Below are 14549 nucleotides of genomic sequence, written 5' to 3' on the forward strand. Positions count from 1 at the left end.
TATAGGATATATGATAGATTATATGTATGGGGACTTTGTTCCTATTCACCCGAAAGGGGTTAGTGCGATGAGTATTGCAATTGTGGATGATAATAAGACGAATTTATTAATTATTGAAAAGATTTTGGAGAAAGCGGGCTACACAGATTTAATTGCGCTTTCTTCGGCAAGAGAGCTCTATCACTTGCTTGGTATGGATACACCCGATCAAGCGGAAATAACAGTTGATCTCATTCTTATGGATATGATGATGCCGGAAATCGACGGGGTAGAAGCATGTCGTAGGGTACAAGCTGATGAGCGGTTAAGGGATATTCCGATCATTTTCGTAACGGCGATGGGGGATTCCAATAAGTTGGCAGAGGCATTAGATGCAGGGGCGTTGGATTATGTAATGAAACCGATTAACAAGGTGGAGCTTCTAGCGCGGATTCGTTCAACACTTCGTTTGAAATATGAGAAGGATTGGCATAAAGAGCGCGACAAACGGATTAAGTATGAGCTTGATTTGGCTAAACAGGTCCAACTTAGTGTGCTTAGCCATCCACTGAAGAAAGAGAATATCGAGATTTCCGCGGTGTATCGGCCTTCGTCAGAACTGGCGGGTGACTTTTATGCGTGGTATCCGATCGGGCCGCATCAATATGGCATTATTTTGCTCGACATGATGGGGCATGGTATTTCTTCATCCTTAGTATGTATGTACATCTACTCGGCTTTGAAGGATACGATCACGGGGATAGGCGATCCAGAGCTGGTGATGCAGGAGCTTAATCGGCGAATGAATCAGCTTCATGTCACGGATAGTCTTATTAATTATTACTTTACCGCGATCTATCTGGTACTTGATACCGAGCAGCGTACCATTGAATATGTGAATGCAGGCCATCCAGCTGGCGTTGCTGTGCTCGATGGCGAAGTGCAGCTGCTCTCTGAAGGATGCTGTGCAATTGGCTTTTTTGAAGGTATTGGGATTACCAAAGGGTATGCGAGTTACGAGGAACAAGCTCAGATTGTCTTATACACCGATGGATTGACGGAATGGATCGCGGACGAGGAGCAGGATGGTATGGCTCAAATTAAGGGCAGCCTCAAGAATATGAACGGGCATGACCCGGAAGGGCTAATCGAAAGGCTCTCTCCTACAACGATGAGCGACCCTTCGCAGGATGATATGTGCCTGGTGATGATCTCGGCCTCCTAGCTTGCGCAAGTCAGTGAAACTTGAATACTAGTAGTGGTCTTGATGGGATTTAGACAATAATGACTAGGGAGTGTGGCTTATGTCCTCAGAAAGATTTCAAATGGATCTTGAAGAATCGGAGAAGTCGATACAGCTCATTATTCGTGGGGAGCTTGATTTGGCAGCAGCACAAGCCTTCCGCCAGGCACTGGAGGCCGTTGTTCATCGGGAAGATAAAGAATTAATTCTCAATTTGAAGCATTTAAGCTATATCGATAGTACGGGGATTGGCATCGTGGTATCTACCTTGAAAATTCGCGATGAAATCAAAGCGCCGTTTGCCGTTCATGATATTCCGCCAGGGGTAAGGAAGCTGTTTGATTTGACGGGGATTACCGGATTTCTGAATGAAGGGATCGAAGACAGCGTATGAGGGTCATTCGCTTACATATTCCAGCAGCAGCGGAGCATTTGGAGATCGTGAGACTTAGCTTGTATGGTGTAGCAACGAAACTAGGCTTCTCGTATGAAGACATTGAAGACATGAAGGTAGCTGTATCTGAAGCTTGTAATAATGCCATTCTGCATGCGAATTCCGGAGATGGCAGCGGCCACATCGACATTAGCTATGAACTTAGTGACGATGCACTCCGGGTGAAAGTGAAGGATAACGGTACAGGCTACGAGGCGTCTAACGAAAGCCGACAAACGGCTCCTTTCACGGGGACGACGCCGAGCGAGCTTACCACCGGTGGTCTGGGCATTTATCTGATGGAAGCGTTAATGGACGAAGTCCTGATCGATACAACGGATGGCACTGAGGTTACTTTAGTTAAATATGTTCACAGCAAAAACCACGGAATGACGGAATAACCGCCAAACCGTGGTTTTTCTTTGCTGTTCTATTTGCCGAGATAGGCGGCTAGCATCCAGCTGTGTTTCTCCAAGGAGGAGCGGATGGTAATAAGCATATCCGCTGTAGGCTGATCCTTTTGGTCTTCAGCCAGTTGGATCCCCTCGGTCAATTCTGAGCATAACAAAGTGAAATCATCAACGAGTTGTTCCACCATGAGATTGCCATCATTTTCAGTCTTCTTAGCTTCGTTAATTGAAGCCAAGTGTAGATGCTCTTTCAGGGTGGCAGTCGGGATCGCGCGCAGGGAAAGCATTCTTTCTGCAATCGTATCCAAATGGAGTGTGGCTTCCGTGTACAATTCCTCGAATTTGATATGTAGGGTGAAGAACTGCTCACCTTTCACATACCAATGATAATTATGCAGCTTCATATAGAGTACCGAGAAGTTGGCGACCTGTTTATCGAGCATGTCTGTTAGCGGGCTAGCCTTCGTTATAGTAGTCGTATTAACCATGATCATACCTCCACATAATTGGTTTTGTTGTGTCTACAAGATAAGTACCCTTACGGGGACGAAGTGAAACAGTTAAGTTAAGATGAACATATTTGTGATTCATGTGTTTCAACTTCCTCTAACTTGGGTAACTACGTAATAACAAGGCAAATAGGAGGGATTCCCATGATGCTTCAAATAAGTGTAAGCCTAGTAGCAGTTGCGTTTGCATTTCTGGTCTTTTATTTGATCCAAACCTTAAAATCATTGAAGCATTCCCTTGATGAGATAACGTCAACGATGGGGCAGATGAAAAATGAAGTGACGGAGATCAGTTCCGATGTGAAGGATGTCATTCTCAATACGAATGAGGTTGCGATCGATATGCGAATGAAGCTTTCCAATCTTAATCATCTATTCAGCTCCGTGCAGGATGTAGGTCAAGTGATCCATGAGCTATCTTCTTCCGTCAAACAATCAGCCTCAAGCATTCTTGCTTCTGTCCAACCCAAGGGTGCATCATCGAAGCAGGCTTCTCCGTTTAGCGGAAAGCTGAGAACTATTCTGCAAGGAGCGACCATGACGCTCGAAATTTGGGATAAAATGAAAAGTAAGAAGTCATCACCGCAAGCCGGTACGATGAAATAGAGAGGGGTCATCACGTGAACGCCATACGTAAATTTATGTTTTATAAACAGTCGGATGGGAAAGAAAATAGGATATATCTCAGTGGGGAGCTTGATCTCTCAGCGGCCTCTTCACTAGCTAGTGTACTGGACTCTGTAGTTTGGAAAGCGGAAGAAACACTTATCCTAGATTTGAAGGAGTTAAAATATATAGATAGCACGGGAATCGGGCTCATTGTCTCCGCGATTAAAGTCAGGGCTGCTACGCACGCAGCGTTCCAGATCGACCATATCCCGGCCAAAGTTAGACGGTTATTCGATATTACAGGCGTTTCCAGTTATTTGCATAACAATGGCAGTTTAAGAGAAAATCAAGGCGTTGCTGAAAGGAAAGAAGAAATCATATGAGCCCATACATCGGTCTGACCATACCTGCACAAGCAGAATATTTGGATATTGTTCGACTCACTTTATACGGCGTTGCAACTAAAGCTGGCTTTTCCTTTGAAGATATTGAAGATATGAAAGTCGCTGTCGCGGAAGCTTGCAACAATGCTATTCTTCATGCTTATGCAGAGGGGGAGCCAGGCATAGTAGAGATTCAATTTGAGCTTAGCGAGGGCTATATGAAAATAACGGTGAAGGATGAAGGGGGCAGTTTTCATTATGTTCAAACGGACCCCGAGGAAGTAACGCTGCACCATAAATCCATTCATGAGGCTACGGTTGGGGGACTAGGTCTCTTTCTTATGCAAGCTTTAATGGATGATGTGCAGGTATTTGCGCGCGGTGGCCAGGGAACTGAGGTCATTCTAACCAAGCAGGTGTGTAGAAAAGAGGAGATTGTATGAATGCGAAGGGAACTGTCTCTTCCTCCGACTCTTTATATGATATCTATGAAAAGAAGAAGATTTATAAGGAAACCGGGTGCCAAGAGGCAGCTACCGCATTGCTCCTGCACTATGAACCGATTGTTCGAATGGCAGTAGGCAAAATGTCTCGAAGCCGCCCTGACCTTTATGAAGACCTATTTCAAGTCGCTCAGATGTCCATGCTCAAGTTATTTGCGCAGTATGACCATGCCATGGAAGTGCCTTTTGAAGGCTACGCGATGAAAAGCATCATAGGTCATCTCAAAAATTATTTACGCGACAAATCATGGTACATACAAGTTCCCAGACGTATTAAGGAAAAGGGAGCGCAGATTGGGCGTGCGTTGGACGAGCTGACAGCTAAGCTGGAGCGCTCACCGAATGTCGAGGAAATTGCAGCTTATCTAGAGCTGAGTTCAGAAGAAACCATTGAGATCTTAGCTGGTCGTGATTATTATCATTACACATCCCTAGATACCCCGCTCACAAGTGATGGGGATGGGGGGGCTACAATTGGGGATATGATTGCAGGTACCTCCGATGATTATCAGGTCTTAGAGCGGCGTATGGATCTAGCGGAAGCCATGGATTGCTTGAAGGAAGAGGAACGCACAGTTATTGGTATGATTTACCAAGAAGGACAGTCTCAACGCCATATTGCTGAGCAGCTAGGCATCTCTCAGATGAGTGTATCTCGCATTCAGAAGAGGGCGATGCTGAAATTGAAAACAGCCTTGACCCCAAACATATAGAGGCTAGCTACCTGCTAGAGGCAGTAAGTGTGGTATAGTAGGTTAGTATAATGTCATTACATTTGCTACCAACTGTACCAGGAGGCACGCTCACATGTTTACTTCCCAATTGAAGATTAAACCGAAAATTATGATGAGTTATGTATTAATTCTTATTTGCCTTGGTCTAGCGCTATTGGTCGTAAGTAGTCGTGTGACCGATCTACAGAAAGAAGTTAGTTATGTTTCTTCGCATGATATGGATGTGCACGACCAGTTGCACGGCTTACTGAAAAATGTGCTTGATATGGAAACAGGCATGCGCGGCTATGTGATTACAGGTGAGGAGCAGTATCTTGAGCCTTACATTGAAGGCAATCGCAACTGGCAGGAGACGTATGATCACCTTCATCAACTTATCAGTGACAACCCATCCCAAGTGCAAAGCTTGGAAGGGATCGAAGAGACGATTCAGAGTTGGTTGAAAACTGGCGGGGACAATGTCATTCGTATGAAAAAAGAAAACAATACAGCTGCAATCAATGAGTTTTATAAGCAGAATGTAGGCAAGAAATTGACGGATCAGCTGCGGACGCAATTTGATGCCTTCCTCATCACGGAGAAGATGCTTACATCCAAAAGAGTTCAGCAAATCGCCAAAAGCAACTATAATCTTAAAGTTGTTCTTTTTACTATTTTAGGCCTTATTTCGATTATTGCTGTTATTGTGGCATTGATTTTATCAAATTCGATAACGAACACAATTAAACAAGTTACTCGAAAAATTCGTGATATAACCGCGATGGAGGGCAGTCTTACCTCAAGGATTGAAGTGAGAACGAATGATGAAATTCGTGTGCTGGCCGAAGCTACGAACGAGTTATTGGCGAATTTGGAGAAAACGAGCTGGATTCAATCCAGTATTACCGAGGTGTCCACCCTCTATCAAGGTATACGTGATATAACTGTTCTCAGTGAGGCTTTTATACAAAAGCTTGCTCCCATGCTGGAGGCAAGTTATGGCGTTATTTACTTGAGGCAGAACGAGGGAGGGCAGCCTTCTTATGTGAAAATTGCAGGCTATGCTGCTTCTGGACAATATCAAGCGGTATCAAGCTTTCAATTAGGTGAGGGCCTGATTGGACAATGTGCAATTGACAAGCGGATCTTTCTCATGGACAACCTCCCCGACAATCATGTGAAAATAACGTCTGGTCTCGGGGTTTCGACACCTCGCAGCCTATTAGTGGCACCGATTCTTGTCGATGGAAATACAGAGGCTGTTATTGAGTTAGCCTCCCTTCATCAATTTGAGTCGAAGCATCTGACTTTAATTGATTCTCTGCAAGAGAAGTTCGGGACGGCGATTACGAGTGTGCGCAGCCGTATGGAAGTGGAGCGTCTCCTCTCAGAGTCGCAAATGCTGACAGAGGAGCTGCAAGCTCAATCAGAGGAGCTTCAGACACAGTCGGAAGAGCTGCAGATGCAACAGGAGCAGCTGCGGATGACGAATGAGTTTCTGGAGGAGCAGAACCATTTTGCCGAACAGAAAGCGATGGAGCTAGAGAAGGCCAAAGACGAACTCGAAGACTATTCGTTGAAGTTAAAGACAAGTTCGCAGTACAAATCCGACTTCTTGGCTAATATGTCCCATGAATTGCGAACACCGCTGAATAGCATCATGATTCTTTCGCAAATGCTAGCGGAGAGTAATGGAGACATTCAAATGTCCGAGGTCGTGGAGTATTCGCGTGTAGTGAATGCAGCGGGTCATGATTTGCTGTCGCTCATCGATGATATTCTAGATTTGTCCAAGGTCGAAGCTGGGAAAATAGAGATCATGCAGGATGAAGTTAATGTGACGGAGCTACCGCAGGCTATGGAGCTTATGTTTGCACCGGTGGCCGCTAAGAAGGCGCTTGATTTCCATATTATTCTTGAGCCTAATGTGCCGTCCGTCATCGTAACAGATGGTCAACGACTGCAGCAAATTTTGAAGAACTTGCTGTCGAATGCTTTTAAATTTACCGAAAAAGGCTCGGTTTCCATGCGAATAGCGCTTGCTGAATCGGCACGTATTAAAGAACTTCTCCACCGAGATCCAGAGGAAACGATTCTTGCGATCTCGATTAAGGATACTGGTATTGGGATTCCAATTGATAAGCAGCACATTATTTTCGAAGCTTTCCAACAAGTGGATGGTACAACGAATCGTCAGTATGGCGGAACGGGTCTTGGTTTATCCATCTGCCGCGAGTTTACCCGTTTGCTTGGGGGCACGATCGTTGTTAAGAGTGAGCTGCAGGTAGGCTCTACGTTCACCCTGTATATTCCCAATAATGGCCAAGAAGAGCTGATCCGTCATGACGATACCTACGCACAAGGTCAGATCGCCGCTTCTAATGAGCAAGGGATTCCGTATATGGGGGGAGCCTCCTATCGGAAGAGCTCCTTTAGCGAAGCCGGTCCATCCCTAGATGTGCCCATCCATGCGGATGCGCAGTTGTTCGAAGGGAAGAGGGTTTTGCTTGTCGATGATGACGCCCGTAACGTATTCGCTCTGGTTAGTGCCTTGGAATTAAAAGGCATAACAGTCGTTGTTGCCGAGAATGGCCGAGAAGCAATTGATCTATTAACTGAGAAGCCAGATTACGATTTGGTATTAATGGATATTATGATGCCAATTATGGGTGGCTACGACGCAATGAAGGAGATACGGGCAGGACTGGAATTACGCCATTTGCCAATCATTGCATTGACAGCGAAGGCGATGAAGAGTGAGAAAGAGAAATGTCTCGAAGCGGGAGCATCGGACTATATTACGAAGCCGTTGCAGATGGAACAACTCTTCTCACTGATGCGAGTGTGGCTCACGAAGCAGGTGAAGAAGCATTGACACGTGAACCTCAGGATGGTTGGAATGAGGTGGAAGAGCTGCCTGACGATGAGAGGCAAAATATTGAGATCAATCTGCTTCTGGAGGGCTTATTTCAAATGTACGGATTTGATTTCCGTCATTATATACGCTCCTCTTTACGCAGGCGTATTCTGAATCGAATGAAAATGGAAAAGCTGCCAACGATTTCAGCACTCCTGGAAAAAGTGTTACATGAGCCGCTGTTCGTAGACAAACTACTGGGAGACATGTCGATTCGCGTGACGGAAATGTTCCGAGATCCGAGTTTCTTCCATGCTTTTCGGAGCCTAGTTGTGCCAGAGCTTCGGGACTATCCGGAGATTCGCATCTGGCACGCAGGTTGCGCGACAGGCGAAGAAGCCTATGCCATGGCCATCCTCATGCAAGAGGAGGGCTTGGCGGAGAAGACGCGCATTTATGCTACTGACATGAATGAGCACGCCATTGAGTCCGCGCAAAGAGGTGCTTTCCCGCTGAAGCAGATGCAGCTGTATACCACGAATTATTTGGAATCTGGCGGCACCAAAGCGTTCTCGGAGTATTACACGACCGATCATCAGTTTGCCTATTTTAAACCCCAGCTGAAAGAAAATATGATGTTTGCCCAACATAACCTGGTGACAGACGGCTCTTTTAACGAATTTCACGTCATCCTCTGCCGGAATGTGATGATCTACTTCGATCAGAAGCTGCAGCAGCAGGTGCACAGGTTGTTCTACAGCAGCTTAACCCCGCAAGGTTACTTGGGTCTGGGGAAGAAAGAGTATATTCTTCACGTGCCTGAAGGTGTGCACTACGATGATTTTGTGCCACAAGAGCGTATCTACCGTAAGAAATCGTAGCAGGCGTTATTGGATAGGTGCCCCAAAGCCATATATATGGCGGGGGCGCCTCTTTTTTTGACCAGATTCGTTTAAAGGCCTGTTTCAACCCTAGGTGGTGTGGGTAATAGATAGCATAGCAAGATGAACACTATCGAAAAGGAAGAGAGAGGTGTTGGGTATGCTAGGATGGGCTATCATGTTTCTCGTAATTGCGCTAGTTGCAGGTGTTTTTGGATTCTTTGGGATTGTCTCAACAGCAGTAGGTATCGCCAAAATTTTGTTCTTCGTCTTCCTTATTATGTTCGTAGTATCTCTGATTTTCGGCAGACGTCAACGCGTCTAGCTAGCATGTAACTTAAGGATGTAACTCGAGTAACACGGATACACCCAATAAAACCCATTGACGAGGAGGAATTACCATGAGTACGTATACCAGAGTAAGTGTGACATCAAGTCTTGAGGATACGCAGAATAAGGTACAACAGCTGCATAACGAAGGCTTTAAAAAAGATCATATTTATGTTCTGACACATAGTGCTGAAGGTACAGATTACGTTGCGGAGTTTACGGGTGCAGAGCAGATTTCGATGGCGGAAGAAGGATTGTTCACGTCGATCGCCAATCTGTTCCGATCACGTGGTGAAGAGCTCAAAGCCAAGATTATGGCGCTCGGCGTGCCAGAAGAGGAAGCGGACAGACTCATAACTGAACTGGAGTGGGGGAAAATCCTCGTATTAGCCACGCCTCATATGAGCGAAGAAGATACCTTGTTGATGTACCAAGGAGAAGCTTTCCAGCGAACTATCATATAAGAGGATACTATGTATTAGTCCTATAACTTCCTATAACAAGCAAAAGCCCTTGTCTCCATTGGAGACAGGGGCTTTTGTGCCGGATTCATCGCCTGCTGCTTGTGTTCGATAAGGTTGGGAGCATCTTTAAATCCTTGACCATGGATGAATTGCAAATCGGACATGCGGGACTATCCGCGAATGAAAAGTTATCTCTCATCCAGCAAGAGCACTGATCAGTGCTGCAGGTCCAGATGCTGGTTTGTTCCTCCGGTACTGGTTCCAATGATTTTTTTGAAAAGTACAATCGAACTCCTCCTTGTCATAATTGACTCTGACGCGCAAGCAGTTAAAGCATATGTGATGAAGGACTACAGCTTGACTACATTTTCAGCTTGCGGTCCGCGGTTACCTTGAACAACTTCGAATTGAACACGTTGGCCTTCATCCAAGCTTTTAAAACCTTCTCCTGTAATGGCGCTGAAATGAACGAATACGTCATTGCCGCCTTCCATTTCGATAAACCCAAATCCTTTTTCTGCGTTAAACCATTTTACTGTACCAGTTTCCATGTGTTCATAAACCTCCAACAATAATTTGTGCCTGCGATTCTCATCGGCGGATTCAACTCGTTCCGAAGAGTTTGTAAGTTATTAACGCAGCTTTGATAATATATCCATTATTCAGGAAGCTTATTCCACTTTTCTGAAAAAACATCAAAGTTATTTTCAGGCAGCGATATGATCTTGCCGCTCAGCAATAATCAATTAAAAAAGCTCGCTCCCTTGGCCTACGGCCTTGAGGAGTGAGCTTTCTGTTTTAGGCGAGCAGAAGGATAACCAAAAGCTCATAGAGCACGAGTGTCATAATTTGGTTATATTGTGCTGGTGTGTAGATGGGTCTGTGATGACCTTGATGGTGCCCATGATGAGGATCCGTATTCAGATACACGTGATGACCATCTGCGTTAATGAGGACACCTTCATGTGTATGCCCATCAATTGTCGTTACACGAATCTTACGGCCCATGAGCGGATGCAGTGCATGCATGACTGCGTCTCTTTTGTGCTTCATCATGTGCTGCCAGTTGGGCTCTGATTGGTACACCACATGAGGTCCTTGGTGCCCATGATGGCCTTGCGGCCCTTGCGGATGCATAGGGTTTGTATAGATAAACGTTCACTCCTTCTCGTACAACTGCGCACTCGCAGCAGGCTTTCTGCCTAGGTTCATTACTAGACTATTCAGCTTTACGAAAAGGGTGATCGCCTAGGAGCAATTTATCCCTTAATCACGGTGGATCGTGACGACACGCGTCTCATTATTGAACGAAACTACGCAGCCAAGCTGCTCAGCAATGAAGCGAATAGGAACAAAAGTTGAGTTATCGGACAGTGTAGCTGCACTTTCCAGTTCAGGAACGGCTGCGCCATTTACAGTTGCGTTTGTGCTATTCAACGTCAAGAGGAGTGTTTTGCCATTGATAAAATCTGTAATGGTAACTTGTTTGAGCTCACCATTCCAGCCTACCTCAGCACCTAGCTGCTCGGAAACAAAGCGAACCGGTACCATCGTCGTGCCATTTGCATTAATAAATGGTTGAGGTGCGTCGTCTTTAGCCCCCGACCCATCGGTAACCATATTGATATCTTTTTTCGTTACTTGCAGATCATTTTTAAGCATTTTATATAGCGTAGACTGCTTATCGAGTGTAGCAAGCACCTTGAAGATGGCCGTAGCATCTGGTTTAAGTTGGAGTGCGCCAGACGTATTAATTGTGCTCGCCGTAACTGGTTTATTCAAATTCCAAGATTCACTCACATAGGAAATCTTAATCGCGGAAGCGCCATTGTTTGATTCTGTAATTGGCATATGGATTGCGATGTTCTGCTTACGGATTTGCTTGTCACTATCGATGTATACATCTGCTTGAAGCGATGCCTTGCTACTAAACATATCTTTCGTTGGATCAATTGAATCCGCCAATCCCGCTAGGTAATCGTGGATCGGGGAGTACACAAAGCCAAGCGTCAGATCTTTATTCGATAGAAGACTCAAAGTAATGCTTTTATCTCCAGCTGCGATTTGTTCTTGGATCACAGGAGCAAGCGCATCGTACAACTGGCTAAGCACTTTTTTGAGGCCAGCTTCGTCGGCAAGAACGTTAGCTAACAGCTGTTGCAGAAGGGAAGCTAATTCAGTGCCGCTAAGCTCTACATGGGCTTTGCGCAATGAGAGCGATTCATCATTGACTTTATCTGTTACCGAAGTAATCGCTAGATTAGCAGGATCAGAGGTGTTCGCTAAAATAAGTTCGATGAGTGCTGATTTGATCTCAAGTAATTTATTACCGAATTGTTCTTGGATTGCCTTAGGTAGGAAACTTAAGAAAGAAATATCAGCCCCGCTTAAAAGATCAATAACAATCGGCTGTTTCGCACCTTCAATGCTTAGATTGATTTTCGTTCCTTCCATGGTGACAGTGAAAGGAATGGTACCTTTACTGTAAATAATCTTACCGTCGGCAGATAGATGTTGGCTATCCTGCGTTTTTACCGCGAGCTCAACCTTCACATTCTGCAAGGCTGCAAGTGCCGCTTTTTCACCCGCGGATAGCTTTGACGTATCTCCTGGGACAAGCTCGAACTGCAAAGTACCTTTTGACTCGGAAGACTTCACATTCGCGTCATTCTGAACGGCTTTCGCCAGTTCCATGCCTTGTATTGATTGACAACCCGTTAGTGTCAACATCATGATTACCAGCGCTGCCGAAATTAACCAAGTCCATTTTTTTGTGTGCATGGGATAATCTACTCCTTTGTTTTAATAGAATTAACGATAAGTCATCGAATGATTATACGCAAGTAATATGAGAAGGATGCGTTTTGCATGTAAGTAATTGCATCGGTATTTCGAATCCCCTAATTCCAATAATCCAAAAACATCGAACTATTCCTACTTTGAAATGAATAATTTTTGGGATAGTCCTAACAAAGGAAACTAAATTAGCCTAAACAACTAAATCGAGTTGAATCGAAACCTTTTATTCCCAATTTCGTCTAAATTTATGTGGGAGGTAAAGCCGATGATGACGATGTTTATTGTTTGTTTTTTTGTAGGTCTCGTACTTACGTTGCTCATCACACTCTTCGGTGTGGACAGCTTCGAGCTGCATGGCGATGCAGGCGCTACACATGGACACGGGCACGGGCAAAGCGGCCCATCGTGGTTCAATTTGTCCTCATTGCTCGCGGGTTTAACCGTATTCGGCGGTATGGGGTATATCTTGGGCAAGGTTGGCATGACAAGCGGTTTAATGATTCTTCTAGTTGCCATTGCGGCTGGTCTTGTGATGGCGTGGCTCTTCTTTCTTTTGTACGCCAAGGTTATTTATAAGCATGATGACAGTATGAGGGAGAGCGATTTTGAGCTCAGCGGTCAGTTGGGGAAGCTTACAGTTCCGATTATTGGAAAAGGCATGGGTGAAATGGTGTATGTGCTCCAAGGAACCACACGCTCTATCAGCGTTCGTTCCGAGAACGGTGAGTCCCTGGCGAAAGGGACGAAGGTTGTTATTTTGAACATGAGCAAAGGTGTTGCTACGGTGACGGAATTTAGTGAATTTGAATGACAGGTTCTTGCTTCAACCAATAGTGAGGAATGACAGGGAGGTAGGGCAGGAATGATGTATTCAGTACTTATTATGGTAGTTGCCATTGTGGTTGTTGTTTTTATCTTACTAGCTTCGATTGTAAAAGCGTATAAAAAGGTGCCGCCGAATGAAGCGATGATCGTGTTTGGTTTAGGTGGCAAAAGAGTCGTACAAGGCGGTGGGACATTCGTTATCCCCGGTTTTCAGAGCTACAAAACCATCTCAATGATGCTTACGAGCTTTGACGTGAAGCCGGACCAGCCGATGTTCTCTCTGCAAGGTATTCGTCTCAAAATTGAAGCTGTCGCTCAGATCAAAATCCAAAGCGATCCCGTCGCGATCGCAACCGCTTCCGAGCAGTTCCTCGATCATTCGATGGCGGAGCGGGAAGCGATGATTTTGCACTCAGTAGAAGGGCATTTGCGGGGATTGGTCGGGCAATTGACGGTAGAATCGATCCTCAAGAACCCCGATGAGCTCAACAGTAAGATGAGGGAAACGTGTTCAGAGGATTTGGATAAAATGGGACTCAACCTCATTTCCTTCGTGCTGAAGCGGGTAGCGGACGATCAGGGCTACATCGAGAACTTGGGTGTACCTGAGGTGGAGCGGATTCGCAAAAGCGCGAGTATTGCCAAGGCGGAAGTCGAGCGGGATATTCAAATTAGGCAGGCAGATACGGAGAAGGAGTCGGCCATTCGCAAGGCGGAAGCCCATCAATTGACGATTGAAGCGGAGAGTGCGGCATCGGCGAAGGAAGCCCAGTACCGCAAGGAGCTCAGCATGAAGGAAGCCGAGTTCAAGCAGGAGACGACGAGTCGTCAAGCGGAAGCTGATTTGGCCTATGAATTGAAGCAAAAGCAAATTCAGCAGCAACTTGTGACGGAGCAGGTACGGATCCGTCAGATGGAAGCGGAGGCGAACAAAACCGTTCGCCAGATCGAGGTCGAGCTGAAGCAGAAGGAGCTCGAGGCTTCTGTTATTAAACCAGCCGAAGCGGAGAGGCTGGCGGCCATTATGCGCGCCGAGGTGAGCAAGCAACGGCAAATCCTTGAGGCCGAGGCGGAAGCGGAGTCGACGAGAAAGCGCGGCGAAGCCACGGCGGAAGCGGAACTCGCCATAGGGAAGGCGAACGCTGAGGTCGTGCGCCTAGCGGGGCTTGCGGAAGCGGAGGCGCTGGAGAAGAAAGCCGAGGCCTACAAGCAGTACACGCAGGCGGCTGTGACGGTGGAAATCCTCCGCATCCTGCCGGAGCTGGCGGAGAAAATTGCAGCACCGCTAAGCAACGTGGATAAGATCACCGTGATCTCGCAGGACGGCTCGACGTCAGGCGTGAATCGCATCACCGGTGATATTGCCAAAATGATCGCGCAGGTACCGGAAATCACCCAGACGCTCACAGGCAAAAGCGTAACCGACTTGGCGCGCGCGTTCCTAGGTACGGATGCCGACCCGACGTTGAAGCGGGAAGGATAGGGAGGGGGCCGCGGATAAGGTAAGGCCCGAAAGGGGCGCTAAAACCGCGGACACGGACCAAACAAAGCCACACTCTTAGCTGTAGAGCGTGGCTTTTTCCTTTTGCCAGAATAGCTAGCAATCTAATC

The 14549-nt window shown here is 46.1% G+C and carries 18 protein-coding genes; 13 read left to right on the forward strand and 5 right to left on the reverse strand.

What is annotated here, in order from left to right; all coding sequences use genetic code 11:
* Positions 1–67: 67 nt before the first annotated feature.
* The 3 genes from ACSQ8P_RS02045 to rsbW (ACSQ8P_RS02055) all read left to right on the forward strand — a co-directional run bounded on the left by ACSQ8P_RS02045 (position 68) and on the right by rsbW (ACSQ8P_RS02055) (position 2056).
* The gene (locus ACSQ8P_RS02045) at positions 68–1204 is read left to right on the forward strand and encodes a PP2C family protein-serine/threonine phosphatase (RefSeq protein ID WP_436233678.1); all 1137 of its coding nucleotides are present in this window, start codon (positions 68–70) and stop codon (positions 1202–1204) included.
* 79 nt (positions 1205–1283) lie between these two features.
* On the forward strand, positions 1284–1616 hold the full coding sequence (locus ACSQ8P_RS02050) for an STAS domain-containing protein (protein WP_436233679.1): 333 nt from the start codon (positions 1284–1286) through the stop codon (positions 1614–1616).
* Positions 1613–2056, forward strand: a complete 444-nt coding sequence (gene rsbW / locus ACSQ8P_RS02055) for an anti-sigma B factor RsbW (protein ID WP_436233680.1) — start codon at positions 1613–1615, stop codon at positions 2054–2056. Before ACSQ8P_RS02050 ends, rsbW (ACSQ8P_RS02055) begins: the two co-directional genes overlap by 4 nt.
* A gap of 29 nt (positions 2057–2085) precedes the next feature.
* On the opposite strand, the gene ACSQ8P_RS02060 is transcribed toward rsbW (ACSQ8P_RS02055), so the two are convergent.
* A complete protein-coding gene (locus ACSQ8P_RS02060; protein WP_436233681.1) occupies positions 2086–2553 on the reverse strand; it encodes a Dps family protein in 468 nt (155 codons plus the stop codon).
* A gap of 165 nt (positions 2554–2718) precedes the next feature.
* On the opposite strand from ACSQ8P_RS02060, the gene ACSQ8P_RS02065 reads away from it, so the two are divergent.
* From ACSQ8P_RS02065 to ACSQ8P_RS02100, 8 genes are all read left to right on the forward strand, one after another.
* Positions 2719–3180, forward strand: a complete 462-nt coding sequence (locus ACSQ8P_RS02065) for a DUF948 domain-containing protein (RefSeq protein WP_436233682.1) — start codon at positions 2719–2721, stop codon at positions 3178–3180.
* Between the two features lie 14 nt (positions 3181–3194).
* Positions 3195–3566, forward strand: coding sequence for an STAS domain-containing protein (locus ACSQ8P_RS02070; RefSeq protein ID WP_436233683.1), 372 nt, complete (start codon positions 3195–3197; stop codon positions 3564–3566).
* A complete protein-coding gene (gene rsbW / locus ACSQ8P_RS02075) occupies positions 3563–4009 on the forward strand; it encodes an anti-sigma B factor RsbW (RefSeq protein WP_436233684.1) in 447 nt (148 codons plus the stop codon). Before ACSQ8P_RS02070 ends, rsbW (ACSQ8P_RS02075) begins: the two co-directional genes overlap by 4 nt.
* Complete coding sequence (locus ACSQ8P_RS02080; RefSeq protein ID WP_436233685.1) at positions 4006–4782, forward strand: sigma-70 family RNA polymerase sigma factor; 777 nt, start codon at positions 4006–4008, stop codon at positions 4780–4782. Before rsbW (ACSQ8P_RS02075) ends, ACSQ8P_RS02080 begins: the two co-directional genes overlap by 4 nt.
* A gap of 94 nt (positions 4783–4876) precedes the next feature.
* The gene (locus ACSQ8P_RS02085; protein ID WP_436233686.1) at positions 4877–7657 is read left to right on the forward strand and encodes a CHASE3 domain-containing protein; all 2781 of its coding nucleotides are present in this window, start codon (positions 4877–4879) and stop codon (positions 7655–7657) included.
* Positions 7654–8520 (forward strand): CheR family methyltransferase, encoded by an 867-nt coding sequence (locus tag ACSQ8P_RS02090; protein WP_436233687.1) that lies wholly within the window; start codon positions 7654–7656, stop codon positions 8518–8520. Before ACSQ8P_RS02085 ends, ACSQ8P_RS02090 begins: the two co-directional genes overlap by 4 nt.
* 160 nt (positions 8521–8680) lie before the next feature.
* Positions 8681–8845, forward strand: a complete 165-nt coding sequence (locus tag ACSQ8P_RS02095; RefSeq protein ID WP_436233688.1) for a DUF1328 domain-containing protein — start codon at positions 8681–8683, stop codon at positions 8843–8845.
* 76 nt (positions 8846–8921) lie between these two features.
* Positions 8922–9314 (forward strand): general stress protein, encoded by a 393-nt coding sequence (locus ACSQ8P_RS02100; protein WP_436233689.1) that lies wholly within the window; start codon positions 8922–8924, stop codon positions 9312–9314.
* Positions 9315–9399: 85 nt separating this feature from the next.
* On the opposite strand, the gene ACSQ8P_RS02105 is transcribed toward ACSQ8P_RS02100, so the two are convergent.
* From ACSQ8P_RS02105 to ACSQ8P_RS02120, 4 genes are all read right to left on the reverse strand, one after another.
* Complete coding sequence (locus ACSQ8P_RS02105; protein ID WP_081787428.1) at positions 9400–9600, reverse strand: cold-shock protein; 201 nt, start codon at positions 9598–9600, stop codon at positions 9400–9402.
* Positions 9601–9664: 64 nt separating this feature from the next.
* Positions 9665–9865: a cold-shock protein gene (locus ACSQ8P_RS02110; protein ID WP_028555458.1), complete on the reverse strand. Its 201-nt coding sequence runs from the start codon at positions 9863–9865 to the stop codon at positions 9665–9667.
* Positions 9866–10112: 247 nt separating this feature from the next.
* Positions 10113–10451 carry a hypothetical protein gene (locus ACSQ8P_RS02115; protein WP_436233690.1) on the reverse strand — a complete coding sequence of 113 codons (339 nt, stop codon included), beginning with the start codon at positions 10449–10451 and terminating at the stop codon, positions 10113–10115.
* Positions 10452–10580: 129 nt separating this feature from the next.
* Entirely contained in the window at positions 10581–12095 is a 1515-nt protein-coding gene (locus tag ACSQ8P_RS02120) for a copper amine oxidase N-terminal domain-containing protein (RefSeq protein WP_436233691.1), read from the reverse strand.
* A gap of 283 nt (positions 12096–12378) precedes the next feature.
* On the opposite strand from ACSQ8P_RS02120, the gene ACSQ8P_RS02125 reads away from it, so the two are divergent.
* Both ACSQ8P_RS02125 and ACSQ8P_RS02130 read left to right on the forward strand, forming a co-directional pair.
* A complete protein-coding gene (locus ACSQ8P_RS02125; RefSeq protein WP_436233692.1) occupies positions 12379–12924 on the forward strand; it encodes a hypothetical protein in 546 nt (181 codons plus the stop codon).
* 51 nt (positions 12925–12975) lie between these two features.
* Entirely contained in the window at positions 12976–14421 is a 1446-nt protein-coding gene (locus ACSQ8P_RS02130) for a flotillin family protein (RefSeq protein WP_436233693.1), read from the forward strand.
* Positions 14422–14549: the final 128 nt, after the last annotated feature.

It is taken from the genome of Paenibacillus sp. LjRoot153, from assembly GCF_964253085.1.
Taxonomy (GTDB): Bacteria; Bacillota; Bacilli; order Paenibacillales; family NBRC-103111; genus Paenibacillus_E.

Coding starts and splice junctions, on each gene's coding strand:
- ACSQ8P_RS02060 (WP_436233681.1), bottom strand. CDS start 2,553: ATGGTTAATACGACTACTATAACGAAGGCTAGCCCGCTAACAGACATG.
- rsbW (WP_436233684.1), top strand. CDS start 3,563: ATGAGCCCATACATCGGTCTGACCATACCTGCACAAGCAGAATATTTG.
- ACSQ8P_RS02120 (WP_436233691.1), bottom strand. CDS start 12,095: ATGCACACAAAAAAATGGACTTGGTTAATTTCGGCAGCGCTGGTAATC.
- ACSQ8P_RS02100 (WP_436233689.1), top strand. CDS start 8,922: ATGAGTACGTATACCAGAGTAAGTGTGACATCAAGTCTTGAGGATACG.
- ACSQ8P_RS02115 (WP_436233690.1), bottom strand. CDS start 10,451: ATGCATCCGCAAGGGCCGCAAGGCCATCATGGGCACCAAGGACCTCAT.
- ACSQ8P_RS02095 (WP_436233688.1), top strand. CDS start 8,681: ATGCTAGGATGGGCTATCATGTTTCTCGTAATTGCGCTAGTTGCAGGT.
- ACSQ8P_RS02045 (WP_436233678.1), top strand. CDS start 68: ATGAGTATTGCAATTGTGGATGATAATAAGACGAATTTATTAATTATT.
- ACSQ8P_RS02130 (WP_436233693.1), top strand. CDS start 12,976: ATGATGTATTCAGTACTTATTATGGTAGTTGCCATTGTGGTTGTTGTT.
- ACSQ8P_RS02110 (WP_028555458.1), bottom strand. CDS start 9,865: ATGGAAACTGGTACAGTAAAATGGTTTAACGCAGAAAAAGGATTTGGG.
- ACSQ8P_RS02085 (WP_436233686.1), top strand. CDS start 4,877: ATGTTTACTTCCCAATTGAAGATTAAACCGAAAATTATGATGAGTTAT.
- ACSQ8P_RS02080 (WP_436233685.1), top strand. CDS start 4,006: ATGAATGCGAAGGGAACTGTCTCTTCCTCCGACTCTTTATATGATATC.
- ACSQ8P_RS02125 (WP_436233692.1), top strand. CDS start 12,379: ATGATGACGATGTTTATTGTTTGTTTTTTTGTAGGTCTCGTACTTACG.
- ACSQ8P_RS02065 (WP_436233682.1), top strand. CDS start 2,719: ATGATGCTTCAAATAAGTGTAAGCCTAGTAGCAGTTGCGTTTGCATTT.
- rsbW (WP_436233680.1), top strand. CDS start 1,613: ATGAGGGTCATTCGCTTACATATTCCAGCAGCAGCGGAGCATTTGGAG.
- ACSQ8P_RS02050 (WP_436233679.1), top strand. CDS start 1,284: ATGTCCTCAGAAAGATTTCAAATGGATCTTGAAGAATCGGAGAAGTCG.